Origin of the sequence: Vibrio sp. 10N.261.46.E11 (genome assembly GCF_041472735.1) — a bacterium.
In the GTDB taxonomy this organism is placed as follows: Bacteria; Pseudomonadota; Gammaproteobacteria; order Enterobacterales; family Vibrionaceae; genus Vibrio.
The window spans coordinates 13,593-33,516 of the sequence record NZ_JBFRQW010000053.1 but is presented as its reverse complement, the minus strand read 5'-3'; the positions used below and the strand labels follow the sequence as shown (position 1 = coordinate 33,516).

Annotated in this window: 18 protein-coding genes; 5 read left to right on the top strand and 13 right to left on the bottom strand. The window is 44.5% G+C overall.

What is annotated here, in order from left to right:
• Position 1: 1 nt before the first annotated feature.
• From AB4407_RS16995 to AB4407_RS16985, 3 genes are all read right to left on the bottom strand, one after another.
• On the bottom strand, positions 2-238 hold the full coding sequence (locus AB4407_RS16995; RefSeq protein WP_009848231.1) for a YecH family metal-binding protein: 237 nt from the start codon (positions 236-238) through the stop codon (positions 2-4).
• A 90-nt stretch (positions 239-328) separates the two neighbouring features.
• Positions 329-949, bottom strand: a complete 621-nt coding sequence (locus AB4407_RS16990) for a lysoplasmalogenase (RefSeq protein WP_372121400.1) — start codon at positions 947-949, stop codon at positions 329-331.
• A 927-nt stretch (positions 950-1,876) separates the two neighbouring features.
• A complete protein-coding gene (locus tag AB4407_RS16985; RefSeq protein WP_009848229.1) occupies positions 1,877-2,251 on the bottom strand; it encodes a hypothetical protein in 375 nt (124 codons plus the stop codon).
• A gap of 244 nt (positions 2,252-2,495) precedes the next feature.
• On the opposite strand from AB4407_RS16985, the gene AB4407_RS16980 reads away from it, so the two are divergent.
• Positions 2,496-2,825: a DUF2500 domain-containing protein gene (locus AB4407_RS16980; protein WP_009848228.1), complete on the top strand. Its 330-nt coding sequence runs from the start codon at positions 2,496-2,498 to the stop codon at positions 2,823-2,825.
• Positions 2,826-2,885: 60 nt separating this feature from the next.
• Here AB4407_RS16980 and AB4407_RS16975 read toward each other — a convergent pair whose 3' ends face one another.
• The 7 genes from AB4407_RS16975 to rhtB all read right to left on the bottom strand — a co-directional run bounded on the left by AB4407_RS16975 (position 2,886) and on the right by rhtB (position 9,651).
• Positions 2,886-3,899 carry an acyltransferase gene (locus AB4407_RS16975; RefSeq protein WP_372121399.1) on the bottom strand — a complete coding sequence of 338 codons (1,014 nt, stop codon included), beginning with the start codon at positions 3,897-3,899 and terminating at the stop codon, positions 2,886-2,888.
• Positions 3,900-4,083: 184 nt separating this feature from the next.
• Complete coding sequence (arsJ, locus tag AB4407_RS16970) at positions 4,084-5,304, bottom strand: organoarsenical effux MFS transporter ArsJ (RefSeq protein WP_372121398.1); 1,221 nt, start codon at positions 5,302-5,304, stop codon at positions 4,084-4,086.
• Between the two features lie 237 nt (positions 5,305-5,541).
• Positions 5,542-6,051, bottom strand: coding sequence for a cyclin-dependent kinase inhibitor 3 family protein (locus AB4407_RS16965; RefSeq protein ID WP_372121397.1), 510 nt, complete (start codon positions 6,049-6,051; stop codon positions 5,542-5,544).
• A gap of 173 nt (positions 6,052-6,224) precedes the next feature.
• Positions 6,225-7,226 carry an ArsJ-associated glyceraldehyde-3-phosphate dehydrogenase gene (locus tag AB4407_RS16960; RefSeq protein WP_372121396.1) on the bottom strand — a complete coding sequence of 334 codons (1,002 nt, stop codon included), beginning with the start codon at positions 7,224-7,226 and terminating at the stop codon, positions 6,225-6,227.
• Between the two features lie 101 nt (positions 7,227-7,327).
• Positions 7,328-7,669 (bottom strand): metalloregulator ArsR/SmtB family transcription factor, encoded by a 342-nt coding sequence (locus AB4407_RS16955; protein WP_372121395.1) that lies wholly within the window; start codon positions 7,667-7,669, stop codon positions 7,328-7,330.
• 98 nt (positions 7,670-7,767) lie between these two features.
• A complete protein-coding gene (locus AB4407_RS16950) occupies positions 7,768-8,988 on the bottom strand; it encodes an EAL and HDOD domain-containing protein (protein WP_009848222.1) in 1,221 nt (406 codons plus the stop codon).
• 45 nt (positions 8,989-9,033) lie between these two features.
• Positions 9,034-9,651: a homoserine/homoserine lactone efflux protein gene (gene rhtB, locus AB4407_RS16945; protein ID WP_372121394.1), complete on the bottom strand. Its 618-nt coding sequence runs from the start codon at positions 9,649-9,651 to the stop codon at positions 9,034-9,036.
• Positions 9,652-9,732: 81 nt separating this feature from the next.
• Here rhtB and AB4407_RS16940 point away from each other — a divergent pair, with 81 nt between their 5' ends.
• Both AB4407_RS16940 and AB4407_RS16935 read left to right on the top strand, forming a co-directional pair.
• Positions 9,733-10,713: an alpha/beta fold hydrolase gene (locus AB4407_RS16940; RefSeq protein ID WP_372121393.1), complete on the top strand. Its 981-nt coding sequence runs from the start codon at positions 9,733-9,735 to the stop codon at positions 10,711-10,713.
• Positions 10,714-10,911: 198 nt separating this feature from the next.
• Positions 10,912-11,739 (top strand): Cof-type HAD-IIB family hydrolase, encoded by an 828-nt coding sequence (locus AB4407_RS16935; protein WP_372121392.1) that lies wholly within the window; start codon positions 10,912-10,914, stop codon positions 11,737-11,739.
• Between the two features lie 84 nt (positions 11,740-11,823).
• On the opposite strand, the gene AB4407_RS16930 is transcribed toward AB4407_RS16935, so the two are convergent.
• On the bottom strand, positions 11,824-12,291 hold the full coding sequence (locus tag AB4407_RS16930; RefSeq protein WP_372121391.1) for an EVE domain-containing protein: 468 nt from the start codon (positions 12,289-12,291) through the stop codon (positions 11,824-11,826).
• A gap of 39 nt (positions 12,292-12,330) precedes the next feature.
• Between AB4407_RS16930 and AB4407_RS16925 the strand changes: the two genes are divergently transcribed.
• Both AB4407_RS16925 and AB4407_RS16920 read left to right on the top strand, forming a co-directional pair.
• On the top strand, positions 12,331-13,875 hold the full coding sequence (locus AB4407_RS16925; RefSeq protein ID WP_372121390.1) for a COG3650 family protein: 1,545 nt from the start codon (positions 12,331-12,333) through the stop codon (positions 13,873-13,875).
• 2 nt (positions 13,876-13,877) lie between these two features.
• Positions 13,878-14,474 carry a tRNA-uridine aminocarboxypropyltransferase gene (locus AB4407_RS16920; RefSeq protein WP_372121389.1) on the top strand — a complete coding sequence of 199 codons (597 nt, stop codon included), beginning with the start codon at positions 13,878-13,880 and terminating at the stop codon, positions 14,472-14,474.
• 164 nt (positions 14,475-14,638) lie between these two features.
• Here AB4407_RS16920 and AB4407_RS16915 read toward each other — a convergent pair whose 3' ends face one another.
• Together AB4407_RS16915 and AB4407_RS16910 are read right to left on the bottom strand one after the other, a co-directional pair.
• Complete coding sequence (locus tag AB4407_RS16915) at positions 14,639-17,119, bottom strand: EAL domain-containing protein (RefSeq protein ID WP_372121388.1); 2,481 nt, start codon at positions 17,117-17,119, stop codon at positions 14,639-14,641.
• A 192-nt stretch (positions 17,120-17,311) separates the two neighbouring features.
• The gene (locus AB4407_RS16910) at positions 17,312-19,810 is read right to left on the bottom strand and encodes an EAL domain-containing protein (protein WP_372121387.1); all 2,499 of its coding nucleotides are present in this window, start codon (positions 19,808-19,810) and stop codon (positions 17,312-17,314) included.
• Positions 19,811-19,924 lie beyond the last annotated feature (114 nt).

Sequence of the window (19,924 nt, the reverse complement as noted above, 5' to 3'; positions counted from 1 at the left end):
ATCAGTGATTACAAACACGTTCGCGATTAGTGCAAAGCTTGTCATCAATGATCACGACCTTTTCCATTTTCAGGAAAAATTTCAGCAATCCATCTAAATCCAGACCGTTCAGCTTACACGTATGAAAGCGAGCTTCAGCGCCATAGGTTTGAGCGAGCTCTTGCGTCAACTCTTCACGAGTCAGTGGCTTTTCACTCAGTAGGTTTAAAACGTTGTGTGCGTGGATTTCAGTGGTCATAACTCTATCTCATGTTTAATGAAGTAGACGTAGAGTACCTATTTTCATCTAAGCTGCCTTGATGTAGCTCAGAATTAAGCTAGCTCTACCCTAAATGGTGAGGGAAGCAACGATGAGAGCGTGTGCAAGAAAATAACTGCCCGTTACCCAAAAGTAAGCGCCCTTGATTGGGCTGCGATAGAAATTTAGGGCGTACGCCAATGCGGAAAGCAGCAGCACGCAGCAACCAACAAAACCAACAGCATGTGATAGCTGAGGCTCAAGTAACCAGACTTCACCAGAGGCCCAAGCAAGCTGAATGAGCACAATACCCATGATAACCACTGGAAAAACGAGTTTGTCTAAGCGAGGGAGTAATAGGAAGAAAGTAACGATACATGCAGCTAACAGCAGCGCGAACAACCACCAGACCATTTCTCCTGATAGCTGTAACCAAAATGCTTTGCTGTAACAAAGTTGAGCCAACAGGAAACACACAAAATGCAGAAGACGTTTTTGAGTAACAGTATGAAGCACATCTGCGATCGCGGATATCGCTAATCCAACGACTACCCAATAGGTAAAATCAACGACAACAGATTGAGTTAGAGCAATAGTCGCCAATAATACAAAGGTAAAGACCTTATACAATAAAGCCTGACCGATATGCCCATGTTTCGTTCCTGTTATTGCTCCAATACCAGACAAGGAAACCGCCAACCAACTCCACATATCATTTGCCCTATTGCTTTTAATCGTCGCCAGTCTAGGCACACGGGTGTTGATGTAAAGCCTCAGCCCTTCAAAATTGGATCTTGATTACGCTTCCACTAAAAAGAGCATCTTTAGATTGAAGTCGTCACAATACCCGCAGCGATAGTGATTATTCCTTTTAAAATAGACTCATTGTTCGGAAAACTCATATAAATTGACGCTAGAGAACCCAAACTTAAATTCCAATCACTTCTACCCTGCCAACTCCACAATATGTCGCTATATATTGCAAATACCACATAACTAAAAGTTCAAAATTAAATATATAAACACCTTCAAAACAAACACTTAAAATCAAAAAACAGACTTACATAGAACTTTCCAACACGATACAAACCTAGACTTACAAAGTGCGTAAATTACCTTTATAAAAACCACTTTGTCAGGTTTCGCTAAGCTTCCTGTCAAAAAACCATCACAAAAACTAAACCTAAAACCTATAAAGCTTAATTAAACAAACCTAGACACCACCAAGCCCCATTAATACAGTTTAACAACCTTTAACAATATAAATTACACAAAACGACCGTTAAAAAACAATCACTTAAAACAAATGAGAACAAAAAAAAATCATAACGAACAAAATAAGAGCTCCCCAAAATACACAGTAAAACATAGCAAAACTGATAGAAAACCCAATAGTTTTCTATCAGTTTTAAAGGCTTCGAAAGTAATTCTTGATCTAGAGCCATAAGTAGTGCTATTCTTTAAAACATAGCGAGAGACAACCAAATTTAGGAGTAGTGTTATGATTTCATCTTCGCAAAGACAAGGACTTGTAATGATCGCGGTAGTTGTAGGTCTAATGACACTACCGATGATGTACTAAGCAAGTTACAGATAAAAAAAGGGACGCCATTAGCGTCCCTTTTTTGTTCAATTTTTTCATTTCGAAAACAGATGCAGTGTTAACACATCCCAGTTCGCATAATAGAAACCAGCAGCAGCTAAAGTCATTGCCATCATCAGTAAGATTGCAACTCGCCAAATAAAACGACCACTACGTGGAGTCAACTCCTTCTCACAGTCGTTACACATCATGATGAACTTATGCTGGTCTTCCAACTTAGCCTCATGCTCATTGACTACCTTATTACGACACGTTGCGATATAACGCAGCTTACTCACCGTATCGTGCGGTAGCCTTTCTTCACAGCTTGACACAAGCTCATGCAATCCTTCGCCTTCGGCATGATATTGAAGCCTCAATAATTTCTCTATATTACGAGTTCTTGTCACCACTTTTTCAATATCGGTCATATTAGCCCTCCCACTCCACACTATAATTCTAGTCGAGCATTTCCCTATTCTTATACAAAATCACTGTTATTTACGAGAGAAAGAGACAATAAATAACAATGCTTTATCCAAAACTGGCCTCTAAATGTGATGTCTGCCGAAAAATAATCAGCTTGGCTTACAACAGTTCACGAATAACGGCTTGAAACACATATCCCTATTGCTTGAAAGATTAGAATAACCATCACGACTACATGGAGGTTACATGCCTAATTCACTCTTTTTTGCCATCTTTGCACTCGCCGGTCTAGCGGCTTGGGTATTTCTTGGTTTCTATCGAAAGCACTCACAAGGTGAAAATGCGCCAGAAAAGAAAGTGAACGTCACTGTGTTGGACAAACAATCCATCGACCTTCCTGATGCAGAACCTGGCCAAGAAGATCAAGAGTATTGGATTTACGTTCAACGTGGTGTGGTTGGTCCAAAACGAGAGTTCCAAGTCGGAATCCACTACTTCCACGCCCTGAACCCTGGCGACAAAGGTACCTTAACCTACCAAGGCGATAAGTTTTTACACTTTGCATTGAAGCGCTAAACATTAGGTACTTCAACTGTATCTTCTAAGCAATCCATCAGAAAGCCTTAGCACCCACCGCTAAGGCAATAACCAACGTGTTTTTTCTGACTTAGAGACCAACCAGCTCATCCATAACGCGCCAGCTCCGCTGATCACGATCCATAATGGAATAACCCAAGCAGGGTGTCCTTGGTACCAACCGAACTCTTTCATTGGCCATAAGAAAATCGGGTGCAGCAGATAAATACCTAAGCTGTGTTTACTGATAAAACCAACCACTTGATTGCTCTTCTCAGACAAGCCTTCACCATAGTAACGGCACACCATGAACACCATGCTCGCCGCTAATACGGTGTTCAACGTCTTGTAAGATAACCAACGCCCTACCGTGTACTCTTCTGCGAGCAAACTTGCATCAACCACCATATAAACCGTGGTCAGTAACGCTAATCCACCAAGTAACACACTCACGCCGACAGTCATCTTGTTAAGTGGAACCATCTTATACAGCAGGTAACCCAACGGTAAGTACCCGGTGTACAACCACAACTCGTGACTCCAAGGGCCATCGATTTTCAATAAGAACAATAGCGTTGTGAACAACCATACAGCCGTAAAGGCATAGACAGATCTATCACCGTACTTTCTGACCATGATCTGTAAAAAAGGAATCACAAAGTAGAGTGGGATGAAGTAATAGAAGAAACCAAGGTGATAGTACGTGTAGTGATGATAACTATTGAGTAAAACCTCCCAACTGACGTCCGCATCAAACCCCATTAGCGACCAACCTGATAGGTAGGTATAGAAAAGCGACCAAACAATGAATGGGATCAGTACCTTACCCAGACGGCGCTTGAGGTAGTATTTAGCGTCAAACGGGCGCTGATCACTCAGCATCAATGCACCAGAAATCAAGATGAACACAGGCACTGCCCAGCGGCTGAAACCATTCACCGTAATGGCAGTCAGCCACTCACCGAAAGGAATGGTGCTTAATTCATTACGATAAGGCGCCAAAACATGAATCGCGATAACAGCTATGGCCGCGACACATCGTGCTAAATCAAAGAAGAGAACTCGCTGCTTCATGTAAATGCCTGATTAATATTCAATCATTCTACTATAGCAATAAAAAAGCTGACCGGAATAAATACCAAGTCAGCTTAGTGTTAAAGAAGATACTTATCGCGAATTTAACTTATTCGACTCAAGGTTATCCGATTTAAGCTTATGCGACTTTCACTCTTACAAATGAAGCTCATGCGGCTGAAGCCTATGCCGCTGAGATTTGCGGCACTTTAGGTAAACGCAGAGAGATCACCGTCGTTATCGCTAAGAATGCGAAGGATACCCACAGACACGCAGACAAACCGGCCATTTGGAATACCAAGCCCGACAATATCGTGCCAATCAAGCGACCCATCGCGTTTGCCATGTAGTAAAAACCGACATCAAGAGACACCCCATCGCCTTTCGCATAGCTCACAATCAAATATGAGTGAAGCGATGAGTTCACCGCAAAGATGGCACCAAATACCATCAAACCACCGATGATAACTAGCTCTGGTTGCCAGCCAATTTGCACCGCATAGGCGATACCGGCAGTCACAATAGCCAATGCACCTGCCCATATTAGCGCTGCATGTCCATCAGGCACCTTGCCTTGCGCTTTACCAGTAATCTTAGGTGCAATGCTCTGCACAAAACCGTATGCGATGGTCCAAGCCGCTAAGAAGCCGCCCACCCATGAATGGTCCCAACCAAACACACTGCCTAGATAAATTGGCAAAGCAATCACAAACCACACATCACGAGCGCCAAACAGGAACATACGCGCTGCCGACAAGATATTGATGGATTCAGATTTAGAGAAAATCTGTTTAAACTTAGGTTTGGTTTTCGCTTTGCCCATGTCTGCTTCTAAGCTCACCAAACTGCCAACGAACACCAATGCCAACACTGCTGCCATTACGAGCACTGCGTATCGGAAACCAATCGTCGAAAGCAGTAAGCCACCGATAAAGAACCCGGCACCTTTTAGTGCATTCTTAGATCCGGTTAGAATCGCAATCCACTTATAAAGCGCACCTTGCAGCTCATCTGGGACTAAGGTTTTAATCGAGCTTTTAGCACTCATCTTATTGAGATCTTTAGCGATACCAGACAAGGCCTGCGCCGCCATTACCCAAGGAATGGTCAACATTGCGCTTGGCACCGCGAGCATGCCCAAGGCGACAACTTGCATCCCTAAGCCGATATTCATGGTCTTATTGAGGCCAAGACGCGCCCCTAACCAACCACCGATTAGGTTAGTCACCACACCAAAGAATTCATAAAAAAGGAACAGTGAGGCGATCTCTAACGAACTGTAGCCAAGGTCATAGAAATACAAGACCACCAGCATACGAAGTGCACCATCAGTAATGGTGAAGTTCCAGTAATTGAAGGTCACCAGCATGTATTGGCGAACGCTCTTACTTAGATTTGAAAACATAACGCTATCTCTGCAATCTAAACAAAAAGAGCTTTTAGATCATAGGTGTCCAAAAGCTCTAATTCTTACTTTCCACTTAACTTATACTCAAAATAATTGGAGTTGCAGCTAAGCAACCTTTTCCCTACAAAGGAATGAAGTTCAGCCCTATGAGCATAGGTGTTCTATATGATTAGGGCGGCCGGCGCTCCGGTGAACTTGCGCAGTTAACAACGCTGCTGCTTCAAGTATGAAGAGCTACGCAGAAGCTACGCCGTTGATATACTCAACCTGAATAGGTTTAGTAAAAGCACCTGGACGAAGCGCCTGAACCTCTTGAACAATCTTGCTCAGATCCCAACTCTTCTCTAGCAGTAGGTGTGCAGCCAGTAGGCCAGTGCGACCAGAACCGCCCATGCAGTGCATTGCTACCTTGCCGCCGTTATCCACGACTTGGTGTAGCGCAGGGCTCGCCGCCTGCCATTTCGCAGCAAAATCGGCACCCGGTGCACAATCGTCTTCGATTTCGATTTGAAACCATTGCATGCCTAGTGCTTGCACTTTCTCGCCTAACTTTGAAACGTTCTTGCTCGCCAGTTCTTCACTATCTAGCGCCGTCACAATCGCTTCCACGCCTTGCGCTTTAAGTTGCGCTAGAGATGCATCGAGGTCAGTGCCTTTAGTGCCTGGGCACGGAGTAAGCACTAACGCACTTGTTTTTAAATCTAGCTGCCATGTTGGGTGTGCTTGAGAATTCGTCATCGTCATTAATCTCTTAAAATTCTTTTGTATATAGACCGATACTCAAAATAATTGGAGTTGCAGCTAGGCAACCAGTAAGTTCAGCCCTATGAGCATAGGGGTTCTATGTGATTAGGGCGGCCGGCGCTCCGGTGAACTTACGCAGTTAACAACGCTTGCAGCTTCAAGTATGAAGAGTATTAAGCCAGACCAACAGTACGAACTAGCTCAGCAGTACGTGTTGCGTAGCCCATCTCGTTGTCGTACCAAGCGTAGATCTTAACCATGCGCTTACCCACTAGCATGGTTGATAGCGCATCTACGATCGTTGAGCGTTGGTCACCTTTGTAATCGATAGAAACCAGGGGACGCTCTTCAAAGCCAAGAATGCCTTTCAGTTCATTCTCAGACGCTTCTTTCAGCATCGCGTTGACTTCTTCAGCTGTGGTGTCTTGCTTCACTTCGAAGATGATGTCGGTCAGAGAGGCATTCGCTAGTGGTACACGAACCGCGTGGCCATTAATACGATTTTCAAGCTCCGGGAAAATCTCAACAATCGCTTTAGCGCTGCCTGTTGTTGTCGGGATAAGACTCATGCCACATGCACGTGCACGGCGTAAGTCTTTGTGCGGCGCATCTAATATAGTTTGTGTATTGGTGAGATCGTGAATAGTGGTGAAAGCTGCGTTTTCGATACCCAACTTCTCGTTAATCACCTTCACAACAGGCGCAAGACAGTTAGTCGTACAAGATGCTGCGGTTACGATTTTATGTACAGCTGGGTCAAAGATACTGTCATTCACACCAACTACGATGTTTGCAATGCCTTCTTCTTTTACTGGTGCCGATACCACAACACGCTTCACGCCCTGCTCTAGGTATTTGTTTAGGAAAGACGTCTTACGGTGAACACCGGTCGCTTCAAGGACAACATCGCAACCAGACCAATCGATCGCATCGATATCGCGCTCTTGCGTAGTTCTAATGCGTTGACCGTTGATGATCATCTCATCGCCTTCAACCATGACTTCGTGGTTCCAGCGACCTTGAACCGAATCGAACTCAAGAAGATGCGCCAATGTCGCGGTGTCGCCAGCCACATCGTTAATCTGTACGAACTCAATTTCCGCCCAATCAAACGCTGCGCGAAGTGCTAAACGGCCGATACGGCCAAAACCATTAATACCTACTTTGACTGTCATACTCTTTTCTCTCAGTTAATTGCCTTCATGTTTGAAGCCGCAGTGTTGTTGACTATGCCTAACTGCAATCTCAACGATTTTGGCAATAAATTTAAATGTATTTAAACGCAACATTGAGGGCGTGAAGTCATGGCTTCTAGGCGCTCAATATCCTGTTGGTATTCCGTTTTCAAACAGTTCGATGCGATAAGGTCATCAATTAACTTTAGCATCCAACCCGGTAAATCTTGTGACAGACGGTAGAACACCCACTGCCCTTGGCGAACGTCAGTTAAAATTCCGTTTGAACGCAACTGCGCAAGATGGCGGGAAATCTTTGGCTGACTTTCTTGTAATGCCTGAGTGAGCTCACCAACATATAGGCACTCTTGGCGCACTATCAACATTAAGCAACGCACTCGCGTTTCATCAGACAGTAATTTAAAAAATTGGTGAGGAAGCATAATTACATACTCATATATGGATATGCGCATATGTTAGTTATAAAAAAACGCACGTCAAGGCGTGCGTTTCAATTGTCATAAAAGTTTAACGAAGAATATTAAAGCTTGTTGGTAACAATATGGCTCCAGCGTCGAGCTTCAGTGAGTTCTGTTTTCACTTGTTCCACGTTCAAACCTAGATCAGCACAGTGATCATCAATCTTTTGCCAATCAGCATGTTCGAAACTTTCTTCAAGCGCTAATAATGCGCCATATGGACCTTCTCTGCGCAGCAAGGCGACCTTAATACTTGTGCATAACGGTAATTGTTCAATTAAGTTCTCTAACGACAGATCGAGCAACGCATCAAGCAATGAGAACAAACCAATCATAAAGGCTTGTTCAGTATGCCCTTTAAATACTTGGTAACGAGACATCCGTTGGCAAAACTGCGCACGCTGCAAAGACAGGCCATACAGCTCTTTGGGCTTTTTATCAGAGACATAAGACGCTACTGCTAGCGAGACAAACATTTTCAGTTTCTCTTGCCCTAAATAAACCAAGGCCTGGCGAAATGAAGAGATGGTGACCTCAAGGCGAGGTGACATAGTGTTCACAAAGCGCAGAAGCTTATAGGATAAGGCAATATCTTTCGCGACGATGCTTTCAACACGTTGGAAGTCGACATCCGGCTTACAGACCTCTTGGAATAGCTCCATCGCAATCACTTGCTCTGGGCTAATATACTTAGTCTTTATGATTTCGGGCTTACTAAAGAAATAGCCTTGGAAAAACTTAAACCCTGCTTCTTTCGCTTGTTGGAACTCTTGTTCCGTTTCAACCCGCTCAGCAAGAAAACTATACTTCTTCCCTTCGTGCTTTTTGACTAACTCACACGCCGCATCCAACCCCATCTGCATGATATCAAGCTTAACAATATGCGTATATTGAAGGAAACGTTCCCACTCAGGTGTCGAAGTAAAGTCATCTAGGGCAATCATATACCCTGCTTGATAAAGCTCTTTGATTACCTCTAATAGCTCATCGGTCGGTTGGCAGGTTTCAAGAATCTCAACTACGACCTTATCTTTCGGTAAGCTCATTGGAAGACGGCGAATCAAGCTTTGATACGGAAAATTAATAAAGCAGCGTGAAGATGGGATCGAAGGGTTAAGCCCAACGGACAAGAAGTTTTCAACGATCAGGCGATACGTTGCTCGATTAGACTCAATATGCGCGGGGTAGGCATTCCTATCACCGTCACGAAACAGCAGCTCATAACCAAGCGTGTTCTTGTTACGGTTTAAGATAGGTTGTCGAGCAACGTACGTAGCGGTCATTTATTGATAACTCTAATTGATTTAACTATAACTCAGTTACTTTCATTAAGCTTTGGCAGCAGCCAGCAAAGCGCCGCAGCCCATGAACATACCACCAAATATTTTATTTATCTTACCCATTATGCGATCTGAGCGAATAAAACGTCCCATTTGTGAAGCTAATGAGGTGTAACCCAACATAACCACGCTATCAATAAATACAGTGGTCACTCCGAGCACCAACAACTGCGGTGCTTGCGGTTGTGTCGGATCGATAAATTGCGGAAACAGAGCAACTAAGAACACGATAGATTTTGGGTTAGTCAAATTGATAAGCACTGCATTTCTAAGCAGCTTGCTACTCGATAGCGTTGATTTTTCTTCTGAAGCCACCAAGCTAGACTTATCACGCCACTTTTGAATGCCTAACCATAGAAGATAAACCACGCCCACCCATTTGATGATGGTAAATGCCAAGGCGGATTTTGCCACTAGTGCACCAATACCCGCTCCCACCAGCATAATATGAAATGCAAGACCGAGCTGTAAGCCTACGATCGACGCAAGTGACTTCTTGGTGCCATAGCTGAGCCCATTGCTGATTGAGTTAACGGTACCTGAGCCCGGTGCCAAACTAAACAAAATCGCCGTGACGACATAAGCAAGCCAAACATGAGTATCCATTTGCATTTCCTTACTAGTTCTTTAATCTAACAACATTAGTAGCGATGACGCTCTCACATGCATCAGTTCAGGTAATTTCCCATGGAAAACCACAGTGCCACCCTGTTTTCATACACGCAAGAACCTGAGTTCGAGCAAGCGATTAAACACCCGATCGCCACCCTTTGGCAACAACGAAAGGATGGTTATGTTACATCATCTGGTAAAAAAAGGTTGTACTGGTGTAGCTTAACTTCTCCGACACACACCAAAGCTATTGTTATTTCAAATGGTCGCATCGAGTGCTGCTTAAAATACCAAGAGCTCTTTTATGATTTCTATCAGCAAGGTTATGACGTTTATTCATTTGACCACCAAGGTCAAGGTCAGTCGGAACGTATGGTAACAGACTCTGACATTGGTCACATTCACGAGTTTGATGATTACGTATCAGATATGTCTGACATTATTGCCAGTTTTGATCTTAGCAAGTATTCCAATCGCTACCTGCTCGCACATTCGATGGGCAGCACAATCGCCACTCGCTACTTGCAAACTCATCCCAACCACCCGTTTGACAAAGTCACTCTGTGCGCTCCGATGTTTGGGATCAATACTGAATGGTACTTCAAGCCTATCGCAATGCTTGTTGGACAAGCTCTCACCGCTTTTTATGTCAAGCCGACTTATGCCCCCGGGCAACAGGCATATTACTCTAAGCCCTTCGAAAATAACTTATTAAGCCACAGTAAGGTGCGCTATCAGTGGTTCCGTTGCCTGTATGACGGCTCCCCTTCTTTGCAGGTTGGCGGACCTAGTACTCGCTGGGTATGGCAAGGGTTAATGGCAGCCAAGCAGGCAATACAACAAACTCGTCAAATCAAGATCCCACTGCTATTGATTCAGGCAGGGGAAGAGAAGATTGTGAGTAACGAAGCTCAAGTTAAGTTCATCAATAAGCTAAAAAAAACCAACTCTGATTGCCAGTTTAAGGTGATTGAGGGTTCTAGGCATGAGGTGCTGTTTGAGCAAGATGAATACCGTAATCACACACTGGATGCTATCAATCAGTTTTTTGCCTAGATCGAATAAGCTAATAGGCTAATAGGCTAAGTAACCGACCAAGAAGATAAGCGCTAAAGAGGAAGAGAAGTAAGTGAGCTTTGCCCTCTTTTCTTGCATGAAATTGGCATACAATTTCCACCTAGAGATATTGTGGTTAAAACGATGCTAGCGTTGGCTAGTATTGATATTTGCTAAGCATTTTGCAATGAGGGTTAAATGACTATTCCTGCACTTAAAGATTCCGTGAAAATTGTTGCCTCCGATTTAGATGGTACGTTGTTAGCGCCAAACCATCAGCTCAGCGACTTTACTAAGCAGACACTCACGAAGTTACATGGACAAGGTTATACCTTTGTCTTCGCTACTGGCCGACACCATGTTGATGTTGCAGGCATTCGTAAACAGACAGGCATCCCCGCTTACATGATCACCTCGAATGGCGCGCGTGTGCATGATCAAGACGACAACCTGATGTATGCCAAAAATCTGCCAGTGGATCTTGTACAAAGCGTAGTTGATGTTCTCAAACAAGACCCTGAGATCTTTATTCATATCTACATGAACGACGAATGGTTGCTAAACCGAGAAGACGAAACCATGAAGAATTTCCACGATCAAACTGGTTTTACATACCGACTATATGACGTCGATAATGCGCCGACCGAAGGCATTGCTAAAATCTTCTGTACTCACCCAAATCAAGAACATGAACACCTTGTTCCGTTCGAAGATAAATTGAACGAGCAGTTTGGTGACAAACTGAATATCGCCTTCTCAACCCCTTGGTGTTTAGAAGTGATGGCAGCAGAAGTGTCTAAAGGTGACGCACTACAAGCCGTTGCACAATCTATCGACCTAGAACTTGAGAACTGTATTGCCTTTGGTGATGGCATGAACGATGTCGAACTCCTTTCAATGGCCGGAAAAGGCTTAGTGATGGGTACATCGCATGAGAAAGTCCTCAAAGCTTTGCCACACAATGAAATAATTGGCAGCAACGCAGACGACGCCGTTGCTCACTACCTAGAAAAGCACCTGCTATAATCTTGTCTCGCCGAAGAGATCTAAATAATAAGGCAGCCAACTGGCTGCCTTTTTTGAACCTTACGCAAAAAGCTCTCTCTAACGCTATCGAGAGCTCAGTACTTCTTTGCTTAATATTGCCTGCCACTCTTGTTCGGTAACCGGCATGATCGATAATCGATTACCACGCTTCACCAATGGCATTTCGGAGAGTTCAGGCATGGCTTTAAGCGTTGCCAAAGGAATCAAGCGCTCAGTCACTCGCACAAACTCGACATCCACCATAATCCAGCGCGGATTGTCTGGCGAAGACTTAGGGTCGTAGTAATCACTCTCTGGGTCGAACTGAAAGTGGTCTGGGTAGGCTTCTCTGGTTACTTTCGCGATCCCCGCCACGCCAACTTTTTTACATGATGAATGGTATATCATCACCAAGTCTCCAAACTTGACGTCATCACGCATCATGTTTCGAGCCTGATAGTTGCGTACACCCTCCCAACAAGAGTTTTTTTGTACTCTCAGAGTCTGAATAGAAAAGGTGTCGGGTTCTGTTTTAAATAACCAATATGCCATAATAAATCCAATTAACGGTTGCTCCGAGGAAGATATAACATGAAGGTAATGAAAAACCCAGTGACATGGCTAGTCGCGTTCGCTCTACAAGGCTGTGTCACAGCGCCAGATGCCCCCCAACAGCCAGAACGACTACCAGCAACCTTGGATGAGCCACTGAGCATTCAACCGCAAACCTTCATCATGCGTGGTCAGGTGGTGGTTGGCCATGAAAGCCGAACCTTCACCCCTTGCGGTAGTCAACAACAATACTGGTTAGATTTAACGCCAGAACTAGCATTAGAAACACAAGGGCTCTCAACGAGACCTTACCAAGCCTTATACGGCGAGCTGATTGGTCATCTAACCGTACCGAGCCAAACCGGGTATAACGCAGATTTCACGGCACGTTTCGTGGTTGATCAAGTCAATATCCTAACCGCAGAAAACCCTAATCGTTGTGACCAACCACTGCGTTCAACACGAGTATTCGGTAACGAACCCTTCTGGTCAGCAACCTTCGATAAAGACCAGCTCAAATACACAAAGATGGGCGAACAACCACAGCTCCTCGATATTGAATCAAGCCGCACCACACCAAGCAGTCGTGATTACCAATTAGAGGGTAAAGCAGCGCAAGGCAAACTCAACCTTACAAAAGAGAGTTGCAGCGACGGCATGAGTGATTCTATCTATGGATGGCATGCCAAGCTTAACCTCAATGACAGTAACTATAATGGCTGTACAATGGTCTCAAACCAAGATCCAACATTGGACTGGAGCGGACTCTACTTCGCTAGCTCAACGCAAAACACTGGATTCTCTATCAACCTTGAGCTCAACGATGACCACAGCGCCATTACAACATACTCGTACAGCAATGGAGACCCCTCTATTGTTGAACAGGGCTTCTGGCAGCAACTGAACCAAAATCAGGTACAAGTGGTTATGACTCGCCACCAGCAACAGTATTTGATCTCCGAGCGTATCTTCACACTCGATAATGGCAAGCTAATCGCTGAAAAAGAGAAAGTGGGCAACGTGGTCTATCCGATTGCCAATGGCGGTCTGGTGCTATTCGAAGCTAAGAGTGCGCAAGCGCAAGCAAACACCCCCGCTAACGTTGATCTAACTGCAAAACAGGTAAACTCCAGTGATCAACTTGATCCAAAAGTCGACCAAGCGATCCGCGAGTATTTTAAGATCAACAACAGCTCACCTGACGATACCAAGTACCGCTGGTTGACCTACGACCTCAACGGTGACGGCAAGGAAGAACTGTTTGCCCAACTCGATTGGTGTGGTTCTGGTGGCTGTACATTACTAATTTTCGAAAACCATCAAGATAACTGGCGCTTCAATAGCCGAGTGACACTGGTTAAGGGCGATATACGCTTAGGTAAATCGCAAAATCATGGCTGGCAGGATCTGATCTTCAATGTCAGCGGCGGTGGAGCAACACCAGCGAAGCACACACTGTCTTACACCGGTGTTAGCTACCCACTGAATCCAAGTGTCGCTCCAGTTGCAAATGATGCTGATATCAGCGATGTGGTTCTGTTTGCTGATGGCATATCACCCGTACAAAGTGGAGTGAAGCTGTAAACATGAGTAACCAACAAGCTTGCCCCGGTTGTGGCTTCATTCACCAGTGCGTTTGTCATCTAATACCGACGGTTGAAAGCCAAACCGATCTTGTACTATTAACTCATGAGAATGAGCTGTCACGAGACACCAACACCGGAAAGTTGCTTCAGCAATCCCTTGAGCAGTGTCAGTCGTTGGTCTGGCAGAGGAAAACGCCACCAGCGGAGCTAATGGCACTACTTGAAGATGAAACACGACAACCGTTTCTTTTATTCCCAAGTGATCAAAGCATAGAGTGTCAGCAAGCAGTGATGACCCAAGCCCAGAATTGTAAACCGCTATTCATTATCTTAGATGGCACATGGCAAGAAGCGAAGAAGATGCTTAACAAGAGCTCGTGGTTACAAGCAGTCCCACAAGTTCATCTCGACATCACCAGCGAATCCTCTTACACCTTGCGCCGCAATCAAGACAGCGGCCACTTGTGTACCTGCGAAGTCGGCATTGAGTTACTCAAGTCTTTAGGTGAAAGCGAACCTGCCAAGCTCATTGATGACTACTACCAACAGTATCTAAAAGTCTTCCACGCCGACAAGTGTGGCCATGCTCTCAAATAGACGAAACAGGAATACGAGCAAACAAAAAAAGGGTGAGCCATAAGCTCACCCTCCGTAAATTTCACTTTAATCTATTGAACCAATTAGTGTTTCACGTGAAACGCTTGTTCACTTCAAAAGCACTTTGTCACAAAGCAGGCGTTGAGCCTACTTGACTCACTCTATCAAAATAAACGTTGAGGCTGACCAAAGTAATAACCTTGCAGGTAATCGATACCCATGTCTTCGGCAATACGGCACACTTGTTCATTATGAACAAATTCAGCCACCGTCTTAGCGTTCAGTATCTGGCACAAACTCACCAGTTGCTGAGCGATCTTACGCTGTTTCTTATCTTTATCAATATTCCGAATCAAACTGCCATCAAGCTTTATTACTTGTGGTTCTAACTTCAATATTTCATCAATATTCGAATAGCCCGAACCAAAATCATCGACAATAATATTCACACCAAGATCGCGGAAGTGATTACACACTTCAATCAAACGACCGTAATCCTGAATTTGTTCCGTTTCTAACACCTCTAAGCCAATACGCTGTGGGTGACTGATTTTCTTGATCGCTTGCTCAAGATGAAGAATGGTTTTCTCATTGCTAAAATCTTGAGGCGCTAAGTTAATTGAGAATGAATCGGTTCGCTGACTCATAAAATCAAAGGTACGCGTTATCATCTGGCGACTCAGACGCGTATAGAGATGAGTTCCTTCTATGATTGGCAAGAACTTACCCGGCGCAATCAACTGACCGTCCTCTTCAATTCGAACCAAGCACTCATAGCTTTCTACCTGATGGCTGTGTGCCGAGACAATAGGTTGGGAACACGCCACAATATTCTGATTAAGCACCGCGCGACTGACACACGACAGCCAGCCAAGCTGCTCTTGGCGATGCTTCTCCAATTGAATGAGCGTCTTGGCGCTCACTAGATGCTTGTTCTGACTCACGGCGCTGCGCCTAGCATCAATCGCCTTCAGCAACAAATCATCAATCGAGGTCGAAGGGAAATCTCGACGGCTGGCTATGCCCGCACAGATGGATACCGACAGATAATCAATATCAGGCAACCCCGTTGGTTCAAAATTCACATGTTCCGTTTGGTCTGCAAATTCAGAAAAACGCTGATGAATATGTTCTTGCCCCACCCAGCTATCAAACACCACCGCCCACTCACCAATACCAATGCTATAGAGCTGACACCCCTCATCAAAGAACTGCCACAGCGCCTTTTGAAAATACTCGCTTAAATCATGCAGAAGCTTGTCACCGACTCGATAGCCATACTTCTCATTGATTTGGCCAAATGTCGTGACTTTCAAAGCCAACAAATGACTATCGGTACTCATTTTTGACAGTTTTTCACGCAGTACGCTTCGGTTAGGTAAACCTGTACGGCGATCAATTCGGTAGCTCGCGGTCAATGCGGTCGCTTGCTGTTGAATCTTACTCGCCATGCTGTTGTTCATGTCATCGACATCAAGCAAAGCATTTCGTATCAATGAAAACAGAGGGGAAATATTGGTCGCGGGTTGTGTCTCTAGTGGCAATACCGCCTTGCCTTCACCTTCCCTAAGCGCAAGATAAGTGAGGCTATGATGCAAAATTCGTTGCTGGCCATTATCTTGATAGAGCTCTCCCATGCAGTACACGCCATAGGTGTCCGCTAATGCTTGGAAAACCTCAACCTCTTGGTTGCCATCAATGAAATCAATGCGAGAGGTACAGTTGTAGATAAAAAACTGTTCTGGTTTATGGGAAGCAATCTGTTGAACGCCCAATCGGATTTGCTCTAGGGTCAATGAAGGATGGTCATAACAAAACCGCACCTCATCACCAACCTGAAACGACCCACTGAATTCTATCTCTCCGCCCTCTGTCACCTTGAGCGGTAAGTGAGTGTTCTGGTCTTTGGGTTCACCGACCATCAAGGGGAAGTTATACAGTTGCTCAAAAGGGATTTCGAGACCGTCAGCGAGGTAACGATTATAGACTTCTCGGACAGGTATACCGTCCAATTCAGCTAGCCGATTATCTTGAGCATCAGTCACTCGGAAGGTACGACCAATGGGGTTCCATTCGCAGTAATACCCCTTAGTAATTGAGAGTTCAACACTGTGCAGTGCTAACATGACATAGGCATTTTCATAGCAAATACCATCGAGCATCACCCATCGTCCATGCTCTGTAATGGTCGATGCACCGCCACAAACAGGTAATGAATATATCGACTGCTCAAACGCTGAAAATAGATCTTGGTTATTTATCTGCAAGCGATCGGCGAAACAGATAATGCTTTGAGTATCAGCATTACATTCAAGCTGCTGCCACATCGCTTGGCTATCCCGTCGAGGCTGCTCGCTATATTCGACAACCCCACAACTGTAAGACGTCGCCTCAAAGCGAGTAACAATAACATAGAGACCTTTATGCAGGATTACACCTTGGCTGATGTAGTGATTAGCACTACAACCAATCAATTTGGCGTTGGGGAAAGTCGACTGAATTACTTGGCAGGCAGCCAACACCGAATCTTTCTCGAAAGACGAAAACACCTGAATCAGTAGATTGTCATGTTGATGAAAATCTATCTTTTCTAATTCACGCTGGGTGTACTTAATATCTAGTATCTGGAAAGAGGTCGATTGCATATTCACATTAATCGTTACGTTAATGATTTGTTATTGTGCTTATTATAGATAAAGCTTGCACGGAATACTTACAATCGTCTTATAAATAATGTGACGCTAGTTAGACATCATTCATTCCACTAAAGAGCCATCATCAGTGCCCGTGCAGTGCTTTAAAAGCAAGTCACATTAGGACGTTGAGGGCTTTAACAACTAAAACAGTCGCTTAGGCTCACCAAAGTAATAACCTTGCAGATAATCGACACCCATTTGCTCTGCAATTTCACAAACCTGTTGGTTATGGACAAATTCGGCAACTGTTTTGGCGTTAAACACCTGACACAAGCGTACTAATTGAGAGGCGATATTCCTTTGCTTTGGGTCTTTGTCGATATTGCGAATCAAGCTACCGTCGAGCTTAATGATCTGCGGCTCAAGTTTAATGATCTCATCAATATTGGAATAACCAGAACCAAAGTCATCAACAATGATTCTCGCCCCAAGAGCACGGAAGTGATCACACACTTCTATCATGCGGCCATAATCTTTGATCTGTTCAGACTCGAGAACCTCTAGACCAAGTCTAGTGGGGTCGTTCATACCACTAATCGCTGACTCGAGAACCTCAAGCGTCTTATCGCTCAGTAAGTCTTGTGGGGATAAGTTGATTGAAAAAGAACTCTGCTTATTTGCCATGTAGCCAATGGTGTTTCGAATCATGTGCCGGCTAAGGCGAGTATAGAGATGCGTGTCAGCAATAATGGGTAAGAACTTACCAGGGAGTACAATGGTACCATCCGACTCCATGATTCTGACCAAGCACTCTTGGCCAATCATTTCGTGAGTACCAGACGCCACAATCGGCTGTGAGTAGGTGATAATGTTCTGATCTAAGATTGCGCGGCTTACACAGCTCAGCCAGCCTAGTTGTTCTTTACGATCTTCCTCACTCAACTGAATGTTTTTGGCATTAGTGATGTGAGTATTGTTCCGCACCCCGTAGCGTCGAGCTTCAATCGCTTTCAACAAGATCTCATCACCGCTATCAGCTAAGAAATCACAGCGACTAGCGAAACCACCACACAGAGAAACCGAAAGGTAGTCTATGTCGGTTAATCCATATGGCTCAAAATTAATATGCTCTATACCATCAGCAAACTCGACGAAACGTTGCTCTATCTTCACGCTATCGACACTCGCGTTAAAGATAATTGCCCACTCACCGACACCAATACTGAACAGTTCAACCTTTACCTTGGATTCCTTCGCCACACTAAGGTGCAATCGGTCGACAAAATGATTCGACAGATCAAGCAATAATTGATCACCCACTTGATAACCGTATTTTTCGTTAACTTGATGAAAATTAGTCAGCTTCAGCGTCAACAGATGTTCATTGAACAAAATCGTATTGAGGCGTTCTTTTAATACAATACGGCTGGGTAGCCCAGTGCGTGAGTCAATACGGTAGCTTTCAGTTAAGCGACGTGCTTGTTGATGGAGTTTGTTTTCCATCTGAGTGTTCATACTATCGAGGTCAGCGACCGCATTTCTGACTAAGTTGAGTAGTGGCGATACCGTTGAGTCACGCTTGAAATCTTCACAACGAAACTCATTAATCTCGTCCGACTCTCTCATCGCAATATAAGTCAGGCTGTGATGCAGTATCTCTTGACGATCGTCGCTGCGATATAGTTCGCCCATGCAGTATGCACCACACGCGTTTACTATCCCTTCAAATGGTTTGAGCTCAAGTTTACTGTCGATAAACTCTAGTCGAGAGACACAGTTATAGATGATCACAGATTCAGGCTGATGTACGGCAAGCATCTCAGCGCCGTGACGCACTTTTTCTGCGGTCAAAGAAGGATGGTTATAACAAAATTGGGCCTCTTCGCCGACATGCCAAGGGCTATCAAACTCAATACTACCATCATCATTAATACGTAGAGGTGTCGAGATGCACTTCTTTCTGCCGAGCTCTCGATACAGAGGGAAGCTCATCAACTGACTAAAAGGGAGATCTTTACCATCAGCAAGGTAATGTTTGAACACCTCGATAGCCGGCTTGTCATTCAAGGCATATAAACGATTTCCAACTGCGTGTGTCACTCGCAATTTCATCCCAATGGGATTCCACTCTGAATACGCGTCCGACCAAACCTTTAAGCTAGGGTTAGTCAATGCAACCGCAACACAAGCATGTTGATAAGTTTGCCCATTATGCATAACCCAACGGCCATATTCATTCTCATGACATAACCCACCAGCCACAGGTAAGGCGTAAGGCAAGCTTTCAAAGGCGCTATAAATAGGATAATCACGCCCTTCAACCTGATCGCACAAGCTGATAACCGTTTTGGTTTCTTCTGTAAGGCTTAATTGAGAAGCGAGATCTTGGCTGTCTTGGTTTGGGTTTCCGGTAAACTTCTGAACTGTAGACGTTAAATGGGTATCGTTAAATTCACTGACGACGACTAAGGTACATTCATGCTTCAGGCTGTTATCACAGATAACATAACGGGCGCTCTGACCTATTAACGTCGCATGCTCTATGCGATTGAGGGCTAAATCTGCAATTCGACGAGCGATATCAGAAGACTGAGCAGAGAAAATTTGAATAAAGTATTGTTTGCTGTCACACCACTCTCGCTGTTCAAATTGAGACTTAAATAATTCCTCAGTATTTACGAGAAATGTAAATGTTTGCATGCCAACCCTTGTACGAAATCGAGTGAAATGAGAACCCGCAACTACTATGAAACAAAAATTTCGATAAAAAGTAGTCGCCAATTATCCTAGCCTAAACAGGCATTGAACTGTGAC

Bases quoted from the DNA above. Each gene is read 5' to 3' on its own strand.
- AB4407_RS16980 (WP_009848228.1), top strand. From the start codon at position 2,496: ATGCCTAATTCACTCTTTTTTGCCATCTTTGCACTCGCCGGTCTAGCG.
- AB4407_RS16955 (WP_372121395.1), bottom strand. From the start codon at position 7,669: ATGCTTCCTCACCAATTTTTTAAATTACTGTCTGATGAAACGCGAGTG.
- AB4407_RS16935 (WP_372121392.1), top strand. From the start codon at position 10,912: ATGACTATTCCTGCACTTAAAGATTCCGTGAAAATTGTTGCCTCCGAT.
- AB4407_RS16965 (WP_372121397.1), bottom strand. From the start codon at position 6,051: ATGACGATGACGAATTCTCAAGCACACCCAACATGGCAGCTAGATTTA.
- AB4407_RS16975 (WP_372121399.1), bottom strand. From the start codon at position 3,899: ATGAAGCAGCGAGTTCTCTTCTTTGATTTAGCACGATGTGTCGCGGCC.
- AB4407_RS16910 (WP_372121387.1), bottom strand. From the start codon at position 19,810: ATGCAAACATTTACATTTCTCGTAAATACTGAGGAATTATTTAAGTCT.
- AB4407_RS16985 (WP_009848229.1), bottom strand. From the start codon at position 2,251: ATGACCGATATTGAAAAAGTGGTGACAAGAACTCGTAATATAGAGAAA.
- AB4407_RS16925 (WP_372121390.1), top strand. From the start codon at position 12,331: ATGAAGGTAATGAAAAACCCAGTGACATGGCTAGTCGCGTTCGCTCTA.
- AB4407_RS16940 (WP_372121393.1), top strand. From the start codon at position 9,733: ATGGAAAACCACAGTGCCACCCTGTTTTCATACACGCAAGAACCTGAG.
- rhtB (WP_372121394.1), bottom strand. From the start codon at position 9,651: ATGGATACTCATGTTTGGCTTGCTTATGTCGTCACGGCGATTTTGTTT.
- AB4407_RS16950 (WP_009848222.1), bottom strand. From the start codon at position 8,988: ATGACCGCTACGTACGTTGCTCGACAACCTATCTTAAACCGTAACAAG.
- AB4407_RS16930 (WP_372121391.1), bottom strand. From the start codon at position 12,291: ATGGCATATTGGTTATTTAAAACAGAACCCGACACCTTTTCTATTCAG.
- AB4407_RS16920 (WP_372121389.1), top strand. From the start codon at position 13,878: ATGAGTAACCAACAAGCTTGCCCCGGTTGTGGCTTCATTCACCAGTGC.
- AB4407_RS16990 (WP_372121400.1), bottom strand. From the start codon at position 949: ATGTGGAGTTGGTTGGCGGTTTCCTTGTCTGGTATTGGAGCAATAACA.
- AB4407_RS16960 (WP_372121396.1), bottom strand. From the start codon at position 7,226: ATGACAGTCAAAGTAGGTATTAATGGTTTTGGCCGTATCGGCCGTTTA.
- arsJ (WP_372121398.1), bottom strand. From the start codon at position 5,304: ATGTTTTCAAATCTAAGTAAGAGCGTTCGCCAATACATGCTGGTGACC.
- AB4407_RS16915 (WP_372121388.1), bottom strand. From the start codon at position 17,119: ATGCAATCGACCTCTTTCCAGATACTAGATATTAAGTACACCCAGCGT.
- AB4407_RS16995 (WP_009848231.1), bottom strand. From the start codon at position 238: ATGACCACTGAAATCCACGCACACAACGTTTTAAACCTACTGAGTGAA.